This window comes from Roseinatronobacter alkalisoli (assembly GCF_028745735.1).
Lineage (GTDB): Bacteria > Pseudomonadota > Alphaproteobacteria > Rhodobacterales > Rhodobacteraceae > Roseinatronobacter > Roseinatronobacter alkalisoli.
This window is the reverse complement of record NZ_JAQZSM010000002.1, coordinates 173850-188255: the sequence shown is the minus strand read 5'-3', so window position 1 is coordinate 188255 and position 14406 is coordinate 173850. Positions and strand designations below refer to the sequence as shown.

Below are 14406 nucleotides of genomic sequence, written 5' to 3'. Positions count from 1 at the left end.
AATGCCTCCTCCGCGTCAGGATTATCACTGGATTTCGGCATTTCTGGACGCATCCGCTGCGGAAACCGGAAGCGCGCGAAATACCCAACTTGCATATGGCCGAGACCTGCGGGATTTCGCGGATTGGGCGCAATCCAGGGGCCTGAACTTTCACAGCCTGACACGGGCAGATATTGAATCCTATCTGGTGCATTGCAATGCGCAGGGGCTGGCGCGCAGCACGCGCGCGCGGCGACTTGCGTCCATCCGCGCGATGTATCGCTTTGCCTATGCAGAGGGCTGGCGCGATGATGACCCTGCCAGCCGCATTCGTGGCCCCGGCAAGTCAAAGAAACTGCCCGACACACTGTCACATGACGACATATCGGCCCTTCTGGACACGGCACGCACCACCGGCCGGACCGAAGCTGACAGGCTGCGCAACACCTGCCTGATGGAACTGCTGTATGCCACCGGGCTGCGTGTAACGGAACTGGTCGGGCTGCCGGTGGCTGCGGTGCGTGGTGATCCGCGCATGATCCTTGTGCGCGGCAAGGGCGGGCGCGAACGTATGGTGCCGCTGTCCCAGCCGGCGCGCACTGCCCTGACCGCATGGCTGGCGCAATGGGACAGGCAGGCGGCAGAATTACGCACGAAACGCCTGCCGGAGCCGCGCTTTCTGTTCCCGTCAAACGGGCGCGAGGGGCATTTCAGCCGTGTCGGTTTCTACCTTGTGCTGAAGGAAATCGCCCTTAAAGCGGGGCTGGACCCTGCGCGTATCAGCCCGCATGTGCTGCGCCATGCCTTTGCCACGCATCTGCTGGCGGGCGGGGCGGATTTGCGCGCGATCCAGACACTTCTGGGCCATGCGGATGTGTCGACGACCGAAATCTACACGCATGTTTTGGAAGAACGGCTTAAAACGCTGGTACTGGACCATCACCCGCTTGCGAAGCCATGAAATCCAGCACGGATTGTGCGGCGCGCTGTCCCGGTGGCGTGCCCCCCTGCCCAAGCCGCGCCATTGTCAGGGCCATTGCGTCCAGCTGCGCGGCGCGGGTACCCGCATCATCCAGCAGGTTTTTCAACGCCACAGCAATCCGGTCAGGCTGGCAATCGCGCCCCAGAAATTCGGGGATGGCGCGTGTTTCAGACACCAGATTGACCAGTGTGACCGTATCCAGCCGGATCAGGCGTTGCGCCAGAAATCTGGTCAACAGGGCCAGATCATAAGCGATAACCATGGGGGTTTCATTCGCGGCCAGTTCCAGCGACACTGTGCCAGATGCCGCCAGCGCCACATCAGCGGCGGCGAAGGCCGCCCGTCTGGCGGCGCTGTCCTCCAGCACCGCAGCATGTACCGGCCATTGCGCGACCTGTGCGCGCATGAAATCAGCCTGCGCACGCACCGTGGGCACCAGAACGCGGGCATTTTCCGGCAGTGCCTGCGCCAATGCCTGCCCGAAACGCGGTGCAAGACGCGCGATTTCACCACGCCGCGACCCCGGCAATGCCAGCACCAGCGGGCCGTCATGCCCGGCACGCAACTGCGCAACGTCTGACGCAGGCGCGCGTGGTTCGGCCACTACCGGATGACCAACAAAATCGCAACTCATGCCAGCCGCCGTCATATAGGGCGGTTCAAACGGCAGCAGGGCAAGCACATGATCCACCAGCGGGGCCATGCGCGCTGCCCGCTTTGGCCGCCACGCCCAGACCGATGGCGCCACATAATGCACCACCGGCAAGCGGGGGGATGCAGCGCGGGCCAGCTTCAGCACACGCAGACAAAAATCGGGGCTATCGATGGTGATAACCAGATCCGGCGCGGCAACAGCAATCGCCGCTGCGGTTTCACGGATACGCGCACGTAACAGTCGGATGCGCGGCAACACCTCTGCCAGCCCCATCACCGACAAATCCGACATCGGAAACAAGGACGCCAACCCCTGCGCCGCCATGTCATCACCGCCAACACCGGAAAATTCCACATCCGGTGCCAATTGGCGCAGTCCCGCCATCAGCGCACCGCCCAGCTTGTCACCCGAGGGTTCACCCGCGATGACAAAGATCTTCAAGGCGCGTCCATGGCCCACAGGAATACCCCAAGCGCATTGGCCTGCGCCAACATCTGGTCGCGGTCAATCAACAACACCCCACCCGCATCAAAGGCAATGCCGCGCAGCCCGGCGCGGTGAACAGCATCCACTGTATCCGGCCCCAGCGCAGGCAGGTCAATCCGGCGGTCCTGATCCGGTTTCGGGGCCTTGCAGAATACCCCGCCCGCAGGCAGTTCCACGCCCTGCGCGCGCAGATCGGCCAGGTGGGCCAGCATGACATCTGTTCCCGGCAGCGCCTCCATCGCCAGACACTGGCCGCGCGCAACGACGCAGCCCTGCCCCACATCGGCCGCACCCATCACCTGCAACACGCGAAACCCGCGCATGGCATCCTGTTTGTCCTGCGACGATGGCTGCACATCCCCCAGAACACCCGCATCGGCCAGCAATTCAGGACAGATGTCCTGCGCACCCACAACATCAATCCCCCATTCCCCCATCAGGGCAATCACTTCGCGCAGTGTGCCATCGTCGCCCTGCTGCATCGCGGCCATGATCCGCGGCAAAAGCTGCACGGTGGCGGGGTCAATCAAGGACGGGTCCAGCCGCGGGCGATGCACTGCCCCTGCAAACACTGCACGGGTTACCCCCTGATCCTGCAAGCGGTCCAGAAAGGGAACCAGCCGTTCCAGCCGGAAGCGTTCAACCGGGCCAAATCCGGCGCATTGACTTTCAAAACCCTCCATCTCGGCCAATAGCGGGCTTTCACCCGCTGATTGCAGGCGTTCCGCCAACAATTGTGGCAAACGGCCCTTGCCGGATATCAGCGCGGTACGGCTCATTTCGGACGCAGAAAGCTGCGGCTGCTGTGGTCGGTGAAGAAACGCGCCACTTGCTGCACAGCATCGGAACTGCTGTCTTGCAGCAAGGCCTGTGCCATGTCAGCAAGTGAACCGTCACCATTGGCCAGCCGCTTATAGGCCGCACGCAACGCGGAAATGTCATCGCGCGCCATGCCGCGCCGTTTCAGGCCGATCAGGTTCAACCCTTCCAGCGTACCATCAGGCCCGGATACCAGCCCGAACGGCATGACATCATGGGTAACGCGCGTCAGCCCGCCGATCATCGCGCCTTCGCCCACGCGCACGAACTGATGCACGCCTGCCAGCGCACCGATGATGACATTGGTTTCAATGACAGCATGGCCCGCAACACCCACATAATTTGCCAGGATAACATTGTCACCAATCTGCGCGTCATGACCCACATGCGCGCCCGCCATGATAAGGCAGCTATCACCGATGCGGGTAACGCCGCCGCCGCCATCTGTGCCGATATGCAGCGTAGCATTTTCGCGGATGCGGCATTTTTTGCCCACAATCAGCCGCGTATGTTCGCCCGCGTATTTCAGATCCTGTGGGATTTCGCCCACGGATGCGAAGGAAAAAATGGTGCATTCATCGCCGATATCGGTCCAGCCGGTGACCAGCGCGTGCGGTTTGACCGTCACGCCCCGCCCCAGTGTCACCTCTGCGCCGATAATGGCGAAGGGGCCGATACTGCAATCCGGCCCGATGGTTGCGCCGGGTTCAACAACCGCCATCGGGTGAATTTCTGCGCTGGGGTCAATCATGCCCGCACTCATTCAGCGGTCGTTGCACTGGCATCGATCATGGCGGCGAATTCCGCTTCCGCCGCGATCTGGCCATTCACCTTGGCCACACCTTCGAATTTCCATATCTTGGTGGACCCGCGCTTGACCTGCACATGCAGTTCCAGCACGTCTCCGGGCACAACTTTGCGCCGGAACTTGGCCTTGTCGATGGACATGAAGTAAACTAGCGGGGCCTTGTCGCCGAAACCCACCGACAGGCCCACCAGAACGGCCGCGGTCTGGGCCATTGCCTCGACGATTGTAACGCCGGGCATGATGGGCGCACCGGGGAAATGGCCCTGAAAATGCGGCTCATTGAAGGTAACATTCTTGATGCCGACGGCGGATTGGCGCGCCACAACATCGCGCACCTTGTCAACCAGCAGGAACGGATACCGGTGCGGAATGATCTTCATGATCGTGGTAAGGTCTGCGTCTGTCGGGACAATATGGTCCTGCGGGTGCGCCTGAGCGGTCATATAAAGGCTTCCTTCACTGTTGGTCACGGCCTGAACGCCCCACAACAGCGGGATGCAGCCCAATTCGCGCTGATTTACCAAGCTGCGGCCCGCGTGACAAGCGGCCCGGCGCACCCATCCTCAAGGCACGCGCAGCGGGGTGGGAGAGGGGGCGCCATCACCGATCCCCTCATTCAACGCGGCGATGGAGGGGTCGGTCATGTCCATGCCGGAAACCCCGATGATGACAGCGCGCGAATCGATCAGCACCTGCGCGCCTTCGGACACCAGCACTTGCTGTAAAACCGGGGCGGCCAGTTGAAAGAAGCGGCGCTGCTCGGCATCTTCATACATACTCAGGCGTTGCCGTTTTTCCGCCTGTGACCGCCGGATGGCCTCTGCTTCGCGGTCAAAAGCTTCGGCTGCGGCGCGAAACTGCACGGGCGGCATGGTGGCGCGCGCTTCGGTCAGTTCCAGTTCGCGCGTGGTCAACTGCTCCAGCAATTCTTCATTTTCGAGTTCCAGCGCGCGCGAAGCCGCATCAATTTCCGCCGCGACCCGCTGCCCGAAGGCGGAATCGCGAAACAGGCGTTCTTCGTTCAATGTGCGCAGTTGAAGCGTCGGGGCGGCTTCATCAAAACTCTGCCCAAGGGGAAACCCCTGCGTGCCTTGCGCAAAGCCAGGGGCGGCAAGCTGAATGCCTGCCGCCCCGATCCATGCCAAGACCCAATCAGGCCGCATCATCAGAAATTCGAAACAATCGTGAAGTCGAAATTCTGCGTGCGGTCATAGGGGCGCTTGCGGATTGGCCGCGAGAAGTCGAAGCGCAGCGTACCCAGCGGGCTGTCCCAGAACAGCGAGACCCCCAGGGTGGCGCGAAGGTGCATCTTGTTGGAATTCTCACCAGCAGGACTGGTCATGTCCACACCAGCAATTCCAACGTTATCCACACCCCAGACGGACCCGACATCGGCAAATATACCGCCTGACAGCCCGTATTCTTCGGGCGTGCCCAGTGGAAAGCGCGCTTCGGCGGTAGCTGCAAAATACCGGTTACCGCCAAGTACATCGTCATTTCCGGCACCGAAATCACGCGGACCGGAATCACCTGCACGGAAACCACGCATCACACTGGCCAACTGGAAACGTTCGCGGAAACGCGATGACCCGTTGATCATATGCAGCATCCCGGCGCGCACATCCCCCGTAAGGGTCACATCTTCATTGAAGATCGCCATTTCATAGCCCGCACGCGCTTCCGACCGGACATAGCGCCGGCTTTGGTTACCGACCCCGAAATCCTGCGAGAAGCTCAGGATCATCCCGCGTGTCGGGTCAATGCCGACATTGCGCGTGTCGTAGCTATAGGTATAGCCAAGTGAACCGGTGACTGCGGTGCCTGCGGTTTCATCCAGACGAATGCGTTCAGACGATGCCGCATCCAACCCCTTCAGCCTGTCCATCACCAGACCCTGACGCAATTGCAGACGCCCGAATTCGCTGATCGGGAAACTGATCGAATTGTTCAGAAAGGCTTCGCGAGTGTCAAAGCGGGAATTCAGCGACGATGTTTCCTGATACCCGATTCCCAGCGTATAGGACAGGTCACGGTCAAACAGCGCCGGTTCCGTGAAGAACAGCGAAATGTCGCGCGACCCTTTGATCACGTTGAACGCGACAGCGACTTCCTGCCCGCGACCAAGAAAGTTCAGTTCCGAAAAGCTGATGCCGAACCCAATCCCGTCATTTGCTGAATAGCTGACTGAAAAGCCCAGCGAACCCGTGGTCGTTTCCTCAACCTCGACATCCAGAATTGCCTGATCAGGGGCACTGCCCGCTCGCGGTTCGACATTCACATCCGTGAAATAGTCAAGCGCGCGGATACGTTCAGCCGCTTCGCGGATCTCACGTGGGTTCAGCGAGTCGCCTTCGGCGGACCGGAACTGACGGCGGACCACACGGTCCTGCGTGGTGGTGTTGCCCTGAATATCGATACGTTCAACCAGAATACGTTCACCGCGCACGATTGCGAATTCAACATCAATCGTCTGCGTGCGGTTGTTGCGGGTAAAGCGCGGTTCCGCACGGATGAAGCGCAGACCTTGGCGTTCGGCCCGTTGTTCAAGCCGCGCGATGTTAAGATCCAGCGTGTTGGGGGTGAAAAGCGCGCCCGCAGGATTCTGGACTTCGCCTTCGTAATCAGCAGCGTTGATTCCCTCCACCTCGCTGACGACGGTAACATTGCCGAAGCGGTATTGCTGGCCCTCGCGCAGATTGAACGTCAGGAAGAATCTGTCGCGTTCGCGCGCGATTTCCGGGGTTACCGACAGGATTTCGAAATCGACATACCCACGCGACAGGTAGAAATCAGTCAGAAGCTGACGATCCAGCGCGATGCGTTCGGCAATAAATGTATCGCTTTGGATAATCAGGCGCAGGATACCCGCCTGTTTGGTGCTGAGCACCTGACGCAGGCGATAGTTGGAAAACGCGCGGTTGCCGACGAAGGAAATGCGCTCGATCTCAACCACGTTCCCTTCGCGGATGACAAAGGCCAGATCGACGCGGTTGTTGCCGCGCGGCAATACTTCGGGTGTCACTTCGGCAGCAGTGCGGCCACGGCGGCTATACAGTTCTGCGATCGCGCGCGCATCTGCTTCGACCTGGGACGGCGACAGGACGCGCCCGGCGGTGGTCTGCACCACTTCGGCAATGACATCATCGTCAAGGCGGCGGTTTCCTTCGAAATTCACCACCCCGATAACGGGGTATTCCCTGACAGTTATCAGCAGCGTGTTCCCGCGCGGTTCGACCGATACATCTTCGAACAGACCCGAACCGGATAATTGTGTCAGGGCGCGATTGACCTGCGCCGCACTTGCAGATTGTCCCGGCCTGATTCCCGCAAGCCCGATGATGGTGGAATCGTCCACCCGCACATTGCCATCAATCGAAATGGTCGTGAACTGGAAATTCTGCGCTTGTGCAGGTGCAACAAACGCAACATTCACCAATGAAACAAAACAAAAGATTGCCGCAGCAAAGAGGTGCGCAGACGCGCCCTTACCCTTTGCGCGCGACGGCAGCATCCCAAGAATTCCGCGCATATCCGGCCCCGTATTTCCGCTTTATTGTTATCACACTGCCTAGCGAGTTCAGACAAAAGAGTCAAAGCAATCGCGGCGCGAATTCATCTTGGCGCGCAGGTGTTGCCTGTCAGGCAGCGAGATACAGCAAAATGCGCGCGACGGGCGCGCATTTTGATCTGCTGGAATCAAGGAGTATCGGCGGGCGACTTTCAGCGCGGCGGTACTATTTCATGGGGCACATAGCCCAGATACGCCGATAACACTCCCGCCACCGCCATACCCGCAGCAATCAGCGCGATGATAAAAAGCCGGTCTGCGATTGTATCCCAGACAATACGGACATTGCGTAGTTCACTGTCGATATAAGCCATTCATGCCTCCTGCAGGGTATATCTTGCAGGAAAACAGGGCATGAATGGGGCAAAGCCGTGTCACATCGGCGGCGCGATCCCGTCATGCGCCGTCCGGAAACACCAACTCAGCAGGTAAGATCAGTGAACAGCGCAAACGCAAACAGCGTCAGCACCAGCGACAGCCCGATCGCCATAAGAATACGCACAGCCCCGTCACCTGCGGGGCGCCGCATCACGGCTTCATAGGCATAGAAGACCAGATGTCCCCCATCCAGCGGCGGTATGGGAAACAGGTTCAGAAAACCAATGGCCACGGACAGAACGGCAATGAACCAAACCAGTTCGAACAGCCCGTCGCTGGCCATTGCGGCTGAAGCTTCGGCAATTCCGATGGGGCTGGACAGGTTGCATGTGCTGATCTGGCCCAGAATCATATAATACAGCCCCTCGACAGAGGTGCGCAGAACGCGCCATATCTGGGTTGCGGCCATACCCGCAACTTCGCCCACGCCCGGCGTCCGGGTGTCATAGGCAAACACCACGCCCGATGTCAGGCCGATCAGATAGCGGGTTTCAAAGCCGCCATCGGGCAAAGGCAGGTCGGTGCTGCGCGGCACCAGCGTCAGATCCAGAAGATTGCCGTCGCGCCACACAGTCAGGTCCAGCGCTGCCCCGCCTGATTGCGCGACAAGTTCGCGCAACTCACGGAAGGTTGCGATGGGGGTGCCGTTGATAGCGGTGATCACATCGCCGGCTTGCATGCGCGCCTCACGCGCGGCGGATTGCATCGCCACGGACCCCGCCAGCGGCGGCTGCGGATGGGGGCCTGACACCTGCATGACGCGCCCGTCACGTTCCACACGGTAATTCAGCACAGGTTCAGCTGGCAGGGATTCGGCGGCAGACAGGAAATCACCCAGCGTGGCGGTTTCAATACCTTCAATCGCCAGAATGCGGTCACCCTGCGCCAGGTCGAACGGCTGGGCGGGCAGCGATGTGATTTCTCCCACAACGGGTTCATCCACAGCGACGCCCTGCACCAACATCAGCGCGGCAAAAACAAAGAACGAGAAAACGAAATTGAAAATCGGTCCCGCCGCGACAGTTGCCGAACGCGCCCAGAGGGGCGCACCATGCATGGTGCGGCGGCGTGCCCCCTCATCCATCGCAGACAGCGCACCTGCATCCTTGCCGGATGCCGCATCCGCGTCGCCCGCGAATTTCACATAGCCCCCCAGCGGGATCGCAGCGACCTGCCAGACGGTTCCACGCCGGTCCTTGCGGCTGGCCAGAACCGGACCAAACCCGATGGAAAACACATCCGCATGAATACCCGACCAACGCCCGACGATATAATGCCCGTATTCATGGACCGCCACGATGACCGAAAGCACAACCACAAACGCAGCAATCGTATAGAAAAAATTGCCAAAACTGGGCAGAAACCCGATAAGATCCAACTGTGTTCCCCTTTGTCGCGCCGGAATTGACCGCGCTTTCTAATTCTTAAGCAATTGTCGCGCCAGTTCACGCGCGACCCTTCTTGCCATTTGGTCCATTGCCTGCACGGATTCAAGCGCCCGCACCGGCGCTGTCAACCCGCTGTCCGCTACAAGCTGGTCCAATGTCCTGTCCACCAGCCGGGCCATGTCCATGAAACCGATATGCCCGGCAATGAATTCATCCAGCGCCACTTCCTTGGCGGCGTTGAACGCAGTGCCCGCATGCCCGCGCAGATCCATCACATGACGTGCGATTTGCAGGGCGGGAAAACGGTCCGGATCAGGCGCTTCGAAATCCAGCCGACCAAGGACCGACAGATCCAGCCTTGGCACCGGTAACGCGGCGCGGTCGGGCCAGTTCAGGGCATATCCGATGGCATGTCGCATGTCGGGCATGCCCATATGCGCCATCATCGCCCCGTCGCGGAACCCCACCAGCGCATGCACAATGGATTGCGGATGCACGACAGTTTCAATCTGCGCGGGGTCAAGGCCGAAGAACTCGCGCGTTTCGATCAGTTCCAGCGCCTTGTTGAACATGCTGGCCGAATCAATGGTGATGCGCTGGCCCATTGACCAGTTGGGGTGAACCATCGCCTGCGCCAGTGTTGCCAGTTCAAGCTGCGCCTTGCTCCAGTTCCGGAACGGCCCGCCGGACGCTGTGATCACCACACGTTCCACCGCGGCAATATCTTCGCCGGTCAACGCCTGAAACACGGCCGAATGTTCACTGTCCACAGGCAGGATCCGCCCGCCATGCTGTGCGGCGCAGGCCATCATCAATGGGCCTGCCGATACCAGCGATTCCTTGTTCGCCAACGCCAGTGTGGCGCCCTGGGACAGCGCGCGAAACCCAGGCACCAGTCCCGCAGCCCCCACAATCGCGGACATCACCCAATCGGCGGGGCGGTCAGCCGCGTCAATCAGGGCCTGCGTACCCGCGGCCACCTTGATTTCGGTTCCGGCCAACGCCTCTTTCAGCGCGAAATAGCAATCGTCATGCGCGGTGACTGCGATTTCCGCCTGCAATTCACGTGCCTGCCGGGCAAGTCGCGCAATATTGCGCCCGCCGGTCAGCGCAACAGTCCGGATGTCATCGCGGCGGGCCAGCAGGTCAAACGTGCTTTCCCCGACAGAACCGGTGGCCCCGAATACAGAAACCCGCATCATCGACTATATCCCGGCCGGTTGCGCCAGCGCCAACCCCATCAGGCCGGTTTCGATCAGCAAAAGGACCATCAGCGCAGCAGCTATCATGGCATCAAACCGATCCATGACACCGCCATGGCCGGGAATCAGGTTCGAACTATCCTTGACCCCGCTATGGCGCTTGATCGCGCTTTCGGCGATATCCCCCGCCTGCCCGGCCATCGCCACCAGAACGGAGATAATCACCAATCCGGCACCGCCACCCAGCACCCCCATGAAGGCCCAGCCGACAGCGACCGCGACGACCCAGCCCGCAACAGTGCCCGACCATGTTTTCTTCGGGCTGACACGCGGCCACAGCTTCGGCCCGCCCATGATACGGCCCGCAAAATACCCTGCCACATCAGACCCTATGACCAGAAGTACCAGCCACAGCACCCATTCCCAGCCATAGACATTGCGCAGCACAATCAGCCCCAACCCCGCGAACAGGATCAGTGCCAGATAGGCTGCGGCAATTCCCCGGTCCTTCGGGAAACGCCATGCCAGCAACAGCACGGCCAGCACCAACGCCCCCAGAAGCAGGCCCCCTGACAGCTTCGCGGAAAACACCCACAGCGCGACAGCAGCCGTAAACCCTGCGCCTTCAGCCTTGCCAAAGGGCGCAGCGGGGTCCAGCATGCGGGTCAGTTCCCAGATCATCAACCCGGTCAGGGCACAGACCAGCAATTCAAACGGCAATCCGCCCGCCCACACGGCCCCGATTCCGATCAGGGCCATCGCCAGCCCCGACAACGCGCGCGCGCGCAGATCAGTAAAACTGGCCCCGCTCACGTTTTGACCCCGCCGAAGCGGCGCTCACGGACGGCAAAGTCCTTCAGAATGGTTCCCATGGTCGCCGGGGTAAAATCCGGCCAGAGAGTCGGTGTAAAGACATACTCTGCATAGGCCGCCTGCCACAGCAGGAAGTTCGATACCCGTGTTTCCCCCGATGTGCGCACCACCAGGTCAGGATCGGGCAGATCGCGCGTGTCCAGGTAGCGCGATATGGTGGCGTCGCTGATCTGCTCTGCCGACAGCGTGCCTGCGGCCACATCCTGCACCATGGCGCGCGTCGCACGCACAATTTCATCGCGCCCGCCATAATTCAGTGCAACCGACAGATGCACCCTGTCATTTTCTGCGGTTTCTGCTTCGATCCAGCGGATCAGCGCCTGCAGATCATCATCCAGCCGCGTTCTGTCCCCGATGAAGCGCAGGCGCACGCCTTCACGCTTCATGCGGTCCGCTTCGCGCCGGATATAGCGGGCAAACAGCGTCATCAGCCCCAGAACTTCTTCGGTGGAGCGCTTCCAGTTTTCCGTCGAAAACGCATAAAGCGTCAGGTAGCGGATGCCAAGGTCGGGGCAGGCCTCGACCAGTTTGCGTACCCGTTCCGCCCCTTTGCGATGCCCGACCAGACGCGGCCAGCCCCTGTTCTGCGCCCAGCGCCCGTTCCCGTCCATGATGACAGCAACATGCAGGGCACCGGGCGTGGCGGGGTCTTCGCGGCCCGGCTGGGCGGACTTGTCAAACATCATTCAAAGGACCCTCCAATCAGGTACGTGGCGGAACGCGCGACCTGAGTCAGACCTGCATGATTTCTTCCTGCTTGCCATCAAGGGCCTTGTCGACCTGCGAAATATAGCTGTCAGTCAGATCCTGAATTTCCTCGGACCACAGCTTCTGTTCGTCTTCGGACATGCCCGCGGCCTTGGCCTTCTTGATCTGGTCCATGCCGTCACGACGCAGGTTGCGGATCGCCACGCGCGCGTGTTCGGCATATTGCGCGGCCACACGAGTCAGGTCACGGCGGCGTTCTTCGTTCAGTTCGGGGATCGGCAACATGATGATGGTGCCGTTCAGTTGCGGGTTGATGCCAAGGCCCGACTCGCGGATTGCGCGTTCCACCTTGCCCACAAGCCCCTTGTCCCAGACATTGATTGTCACCATGCGGGGTTCCGGCACGTTGACGGTACCGACCTGGTTGATGGGGGTCATCTGGCCATATGCGTCCACCATGATCGGTTCCAGCATCGAAGCCGAACCCCGCCCCGTGCGCAACGATCCGAATTCGGTTTTCAATGCCGCCATCGCCCCGTCCATGCGGCGTTTCAGATCATCCAGATCAATCTCAATCTCTTCTGACATCTTTCTTTTCCCTGTCACTGGGCCAGCATCGCGTGATGCAGCATGCTATTCCGTCTTCTAGCGCCAACGCTGCAGCTTTGTAAGCCCGCGTTGCCCCGGCTTAGTCCGAAACGCGGGTATATGTGCCTTCGCCGCGCAGAATTCCGCTGAACCCGCCGGGTTCATCCAGCGAAAACACAATGATCGGCAGATGATTGTCGCGCGCCAGCGCAATGGCAGACGCATCCATGACCTGCAGGTGCTTTACCAGAACATCATCAAAGCTGATGGTGTCGAAGCGCCGCGCATCGGCATGCTTCTTGGGATCCTTGTCATAGACGCCATCCACCTTGGTGCCCTTGAAAATGGCTTCGCAGGCCATTTCATTGGCGCGCAACGTGGCGGCGGTATCAGTGGTAAAATAAGGGTTGCCGGTGCCCGCAGCAAAAATGCACACGCGCTTCTTCTCCAGATGGCGCACCGCGCGGCGGCGGATATAGGGTTCACAGACCTGATCCATCGGAATGGCGCTGATAACGCGGGTGAACACACCCAGGTCTTCCAGCGCGGCCTGCATGGCCAGCGCGTTCATCACCGTGGCCAGCATGCCCATGTAATCAGCCGTGGTGCGTTCCATCCCCTGCGCCGAACCTTGCAACCCGCGAAAGATATTCCCGCCCCCGATCACCATGCAGATTTCAACCCCCATATCATGCACGGATTTGACTTCCTGCGCGATACGCGCGACGGTTGGCGGGTGCAGCCCATAACCCTGATCCCCCATCAGCGCCTCGCCCGAAATTTTCAGCATCACACGCTTGTATGTCGTGCGGGTTTCAGTGGCTTCGCTCATGGGGCAATCCTTTTTCATGGCTGGCGCGGCATATCTTCCGGCAGGGCACTTTCGTCACGCTGCAAAATGTCGGAAAACGGGCGCAGGTTCAATGTGAAAGCGGGCAGGAATGCAGGAAATGACCGACCCTTCGGAACGGGCGCTGCAACAGGTGCAAAAGCAGCCACCGGATACGAAACGGCCGGTCCTGCTGGCCGGGCCGACCGCAAGCGGCAAATCAGCGCTGGCGCTTTGGCTTGCACGCGCGCAGGGGCGGGTCATCATCAACGCAGATGCGTTGCAGGTCTATGACATGTGGCGTGTCCTGAGCGCGCGCCCGGATGACCATGATACCGCACAGGCGCGGCATTTCCTGTATGGCTGCGTCGCGCGTGGACAGGACTGGTCCGTGGGGCACTGGCTGCGCGCCTTGCGGCCACTGCTGGCGCAATACCCCAACGCGGTCATTGTGGGCGGAACCGGACTTTATTTTCGTGCGCTGACCGAAGGATTGGTCGAAATCCCGCCGACCCCCGCCGCAATCCGCGCTGACGCAGACCAGCGCATGGCGGATCAGGGCGCGGCAGCACTTCTGGCGGAACTGGACGCGGCAACGGCTGCAAGGATCGACACCGCCAATCCCGCCCGTATTCAGCGCGCCTGGGAAGTGCTGCGCACCACCGGGCGCGGGCTGGCAAGCTGGCAGGATGATACGCCACCGCCATTGCTGGCGCAAAGGGACACCACGCCCTATGTGCTGCGCCCGCCCAAAGACTGGCTGAACGCGCGAATCGATTCGCGCTTTGAGCAGATGATTGCGGCAGGGGCGCTGGATGAAGCGCGCGCAGCACTGCCGCACTGGCAACCGGGTGCCCCCTGGACCAAAGCCATCGGCGCACCGGAACTGATTGCCCACCTTCAGGGCCACATATCGTTACCTGATGCCATCGATGCCGCTAAACTTGCCACGCGCCAATACGCCAAGCGCCAGCGGACATGGTTTCGCAACCGCATGCAGGGCTGGATTTTGCTTCCCTGAGGGCCCGTTTCCCACCAAAGTCAGAGTCACAGATATGCCACGTCCGTCAGGAAACTGAGCCAATTCACACATACCCGGAAGGGATTTGTCTTTTTCTGCGCCGCGATGGTCTTACTCTCGCC

The 14406-nt window shown here is 60.6% G+C and carries 15 protein-coding genes; 2 read left to right on the top strand and 13 right to left on the bottom strand.

Annotated elements, in window-relative coordinates:
• Position 1 precedes the first annotated feature (1 nt).
• Entirely contained in the window at positions 2–940 is a 939-nt protein-coding gene (locus PUT78_RS03270) for a site-specific tyrosine recombinase XerD (protein WP_274350673.1), read from the top strand.
• Here the strand turns inward: PUT78_RS03270 and lpxB are convergent.
• The 13 genes from lpxB to pyrH all read right to left on the bottom strand — a co-directional run bounded on the left by lpxB (position 897) and on the right by pyrH (position 13266).
• Positions 897–2057 (bottom strand): lipid-A-disaccharide synthase, encoded by a 1161-nt coding sequence (lpxB, locus tag PUT78_RS03265; RefSeq protein WP_274350672.1) that lies wholly within the window; start codon positions 2055–2057, stop codon positions 897–899. The genes PUT78_RS03270 and lpxB overlap by 44 nt on opposite strands.
• Positions 2054–2881 (bottom strand): LpxI family protein, encoded by an 828-nt coding sequence (locus PUT78_RS03260; RefSeq protein ID WP_274350671.1) that lies wholly within the window; start codon positions 2879–2881, stop codon positions 2054–2056. Before PUT78_RS03260 ends, lpxB begins: the two co-directional genes overlap by 4 nt.
• A complete protein-coding gene (gene lpxA / locus PUT78_RS03255) occupies positions 2878–3672 on the bottom strand; it encodes an acyl-ACP--UDP-N-acetylglucosamine O-acyltransferase (protein ID WP_274350670.1) in 795 nt (264 codons plus the stop codon). Before lpxA ends, PUT78_RS03260 begins: the two co-directional genes overlap by 4 nt.
• An 8-nt stretch (positions 3673–3680) precedes the next feature.
• A complete protein-coding gene (fabZ, locus tag PUT78_RS03250; RefSeq protein ID WP_274350669.1) occupies positions 3681–4172 on the bottom strand; it encodes a 3-hydroxyacyl-ACP dehydratase FabZ in 492 nt (163 codons plus the stop codon).
• 120 nt (positions 4173–4292) lie between these two features.
• Positions 4293–4895: an OmpH family outer membrane protein gene (locus tag PUT78_RS03245; protein WP_274350668.1), complete on the bottom strand. Its 603-nt coding sequence runs from the start codon at positions 4893–4895 to the stop codon at positions 4293–4295.
• Complete coding sequence (gene bamA, locus PUT78_RS03240) at positions 4895–7258, bottom strand: outer membrane protein assembly factor BamA (protein WP_274350667.1); 2364 nt, start codon at positions 7256–7258, stop codon at positions 4895–4897. Before bamA ends, PUT78_RS03245 begins: the two co-directional genes overlap by 1 nt.
• A gap of 191 nt (positions 7259–7449) precedes the next feature.
• Positions 7450–7611: a hypothetical protein gene (locus PUT78_RS03235; RefSeq protein ID WP_274350666.1), complete on the bottom strand. Its 162-nt coding sequence runs from the start codon at positions 7609–7611 to the stop codon at positions 7450–7452.
• 107 nt (positions 7612–7718) lie between these two features.
• Entirely contained in the window at positions 7719–9053 is a 1335-nt protein-coding gene (rseP, locus tag PUT78_RS03230) for an RIP metalloprotease RseP (RefSeq protein ID WP_274350665.1), read from the bottom strand.
• A gap of 39 nt (positions 9054–9092) precedes the next feature.
• A complete protein-coding gene (dxr, locus tag PUT78_RS03225) occupies positions 9093–10265 on the bottom strand; it encodes a 1-deoxy-D-xylulose-5-phosphate reductoisomerase (RefSeq protein WP_274350664.1) in 1173 nt (390 codons plus the stop codon).
• A 3-nt stretch (positions 10266–10268) separates the two neighbouring features.
• A complete protein-coding gene (locus PUT78_RS03220) occupies positions 10269–11078 on the bottom strand; it encodes a phosphatidate cytidylyltransferase (protein WP_274350663.1) in 810 nt (269 codons plus the stop codon).
• Positions 11075–11824, bottom strand: a complete 750-nt coding sequence (gene uppS / locus PUT78_RS03215) for a polyprenyl diphosphate synthase (protein ID WP_274350662.1) — start codon at positions 11822–11824, stop codon at positions 11075–11077. The genes PUT78_RS03220 and uppS overlap by 4 nt, the downstream gene beginning before the upstream one ends.
• A 46-nt stretch (positions 11825–11870) precedes the next feature.
• Positions 11871–12434 carry a ribosome recycling factor gene (frr, locus tag PUT78_RS03210; protein WP_274350661.1) on the bottom strand — a complete coding sequence of 188 codons (564 nt, stop codon included), beginning with the start codon at positions 12432–12434 and terminating at the stop codon, positions 11871–11873.
• Positions 12435–12534: 100 nt separating this feature from the next.
• Positions 12535–13266 carry a UMP kinase gene (gene pyrH / locus PUT78_RS03205; RefSeq protein WP_274350660.1) on the bottom strand — a complete coding sequence of 244 codons (732 nt, stop codon included), beginning with the start codon at positions 13264–13266 and terminating at the stop codon, positions 12535–12537.
• Positions 13267–13384: 118 nt separating this feature from the next.
• On the opposite strand from pyrH, the gene miaA reads away from it, so the two are divergent.
• Positions 13385–14284 carry a tRNA (adenosine(37)-N6)-dimethylallyltransferase MiaA gene (gene miaA, locus PUT78_RS03200; RefSeq protein ID WP_274350659.1) on the top strand — a complete coding sequence of 300 codons (900 nt, stop codon included), beginning with the start codon at positions 13385–13387 and terminating at the stop codon, positions 14282–14284.
• Positions 14285–14406: the final 122 nt, after the last annotated feature.

Bases quoted from the DNA above. Each gene is read 5' to 3' on its own strand.
- PUT78_RS03270 (WP_274350673.1), top strand. From the start codon at position 2: ATGCCTCCTCCGCGTCAGGATTATCACTGGATTTCGGCATTTCTGGAC.
- PUT78_RS03260 (WP_274350671.1), bottom strand. From the start codon at position 2,881: ATGAGCCGTACCGCGCTGATATCCGGCAAGGGCCGTTTGCCACAATTG.
- lpxA (WP_274350670.1), bottom strand. From the start codon at position 3,672: ATGATTGACCCCAGCGCAGAAATTCACCCGATGGCGGTTGTTGAACCC.
- fabZ (WP_274350669.1), bottom strand. From the start codon at position 4,172: ATGACCGCTCAGGCGCACCCGCAGGACCATATTGTCCCGACAGACGCA.
- PUT78_RS03245 (WP_274350668.1), bottom strand. From the start codon at position 4,895: ATGATGCGGCCTGATTGGGTCTTGGCATGGATCGGGGCGGCAGGCATT.
- bamA (WP_274350667.1), bottom strand. From the start codon at position 7,258: ATGCGCGGAATTCTTGGGATGCTGCCGTCGCGCGCAAAGGGTAAGGGC.
- PUT78_RS03235 (WP_274350666.1), bottom strand. From the start codon at position 7,611: ATGGCTTATATCGACAGTGAACTACGCAATGTCCGTATTGTCTGGGAT.
- dxr (WP_274350664.1), bottom strand. From the start codon at position 10,265: ATGATGCGGGTTTCTGTATTCGGGGCCACCGGTTCTGTCGGGGAAAGC.
- uppS (WP_274350662.1), bottom strand. From the start codon at position 11,824: ATGATGTTTGACAAGTCCGCCCAGCCGGGCCGCGAAGACCCCGCCACG.
- frr (WP_274350661.1), bottom strand. From the start codon at position 12,434: ATGTCAGAAGAGATTGAGATTGATCTGGATGATCTGAAACGCCGCATG.
- pyrH (WP_274350660.1), bottom strand. From the start codon at position 13,266: ATGAGCGAAGCCACTGAAACCCGCACGACATACAAGCGTGTGATGCTG.
- miaA (WP_274350659.1), top strand. From the start codon at position 13,385: ATGACCGACCCTTCGGAACGGGCGCTGCAACAGGTGCAAAAGCAGCCA.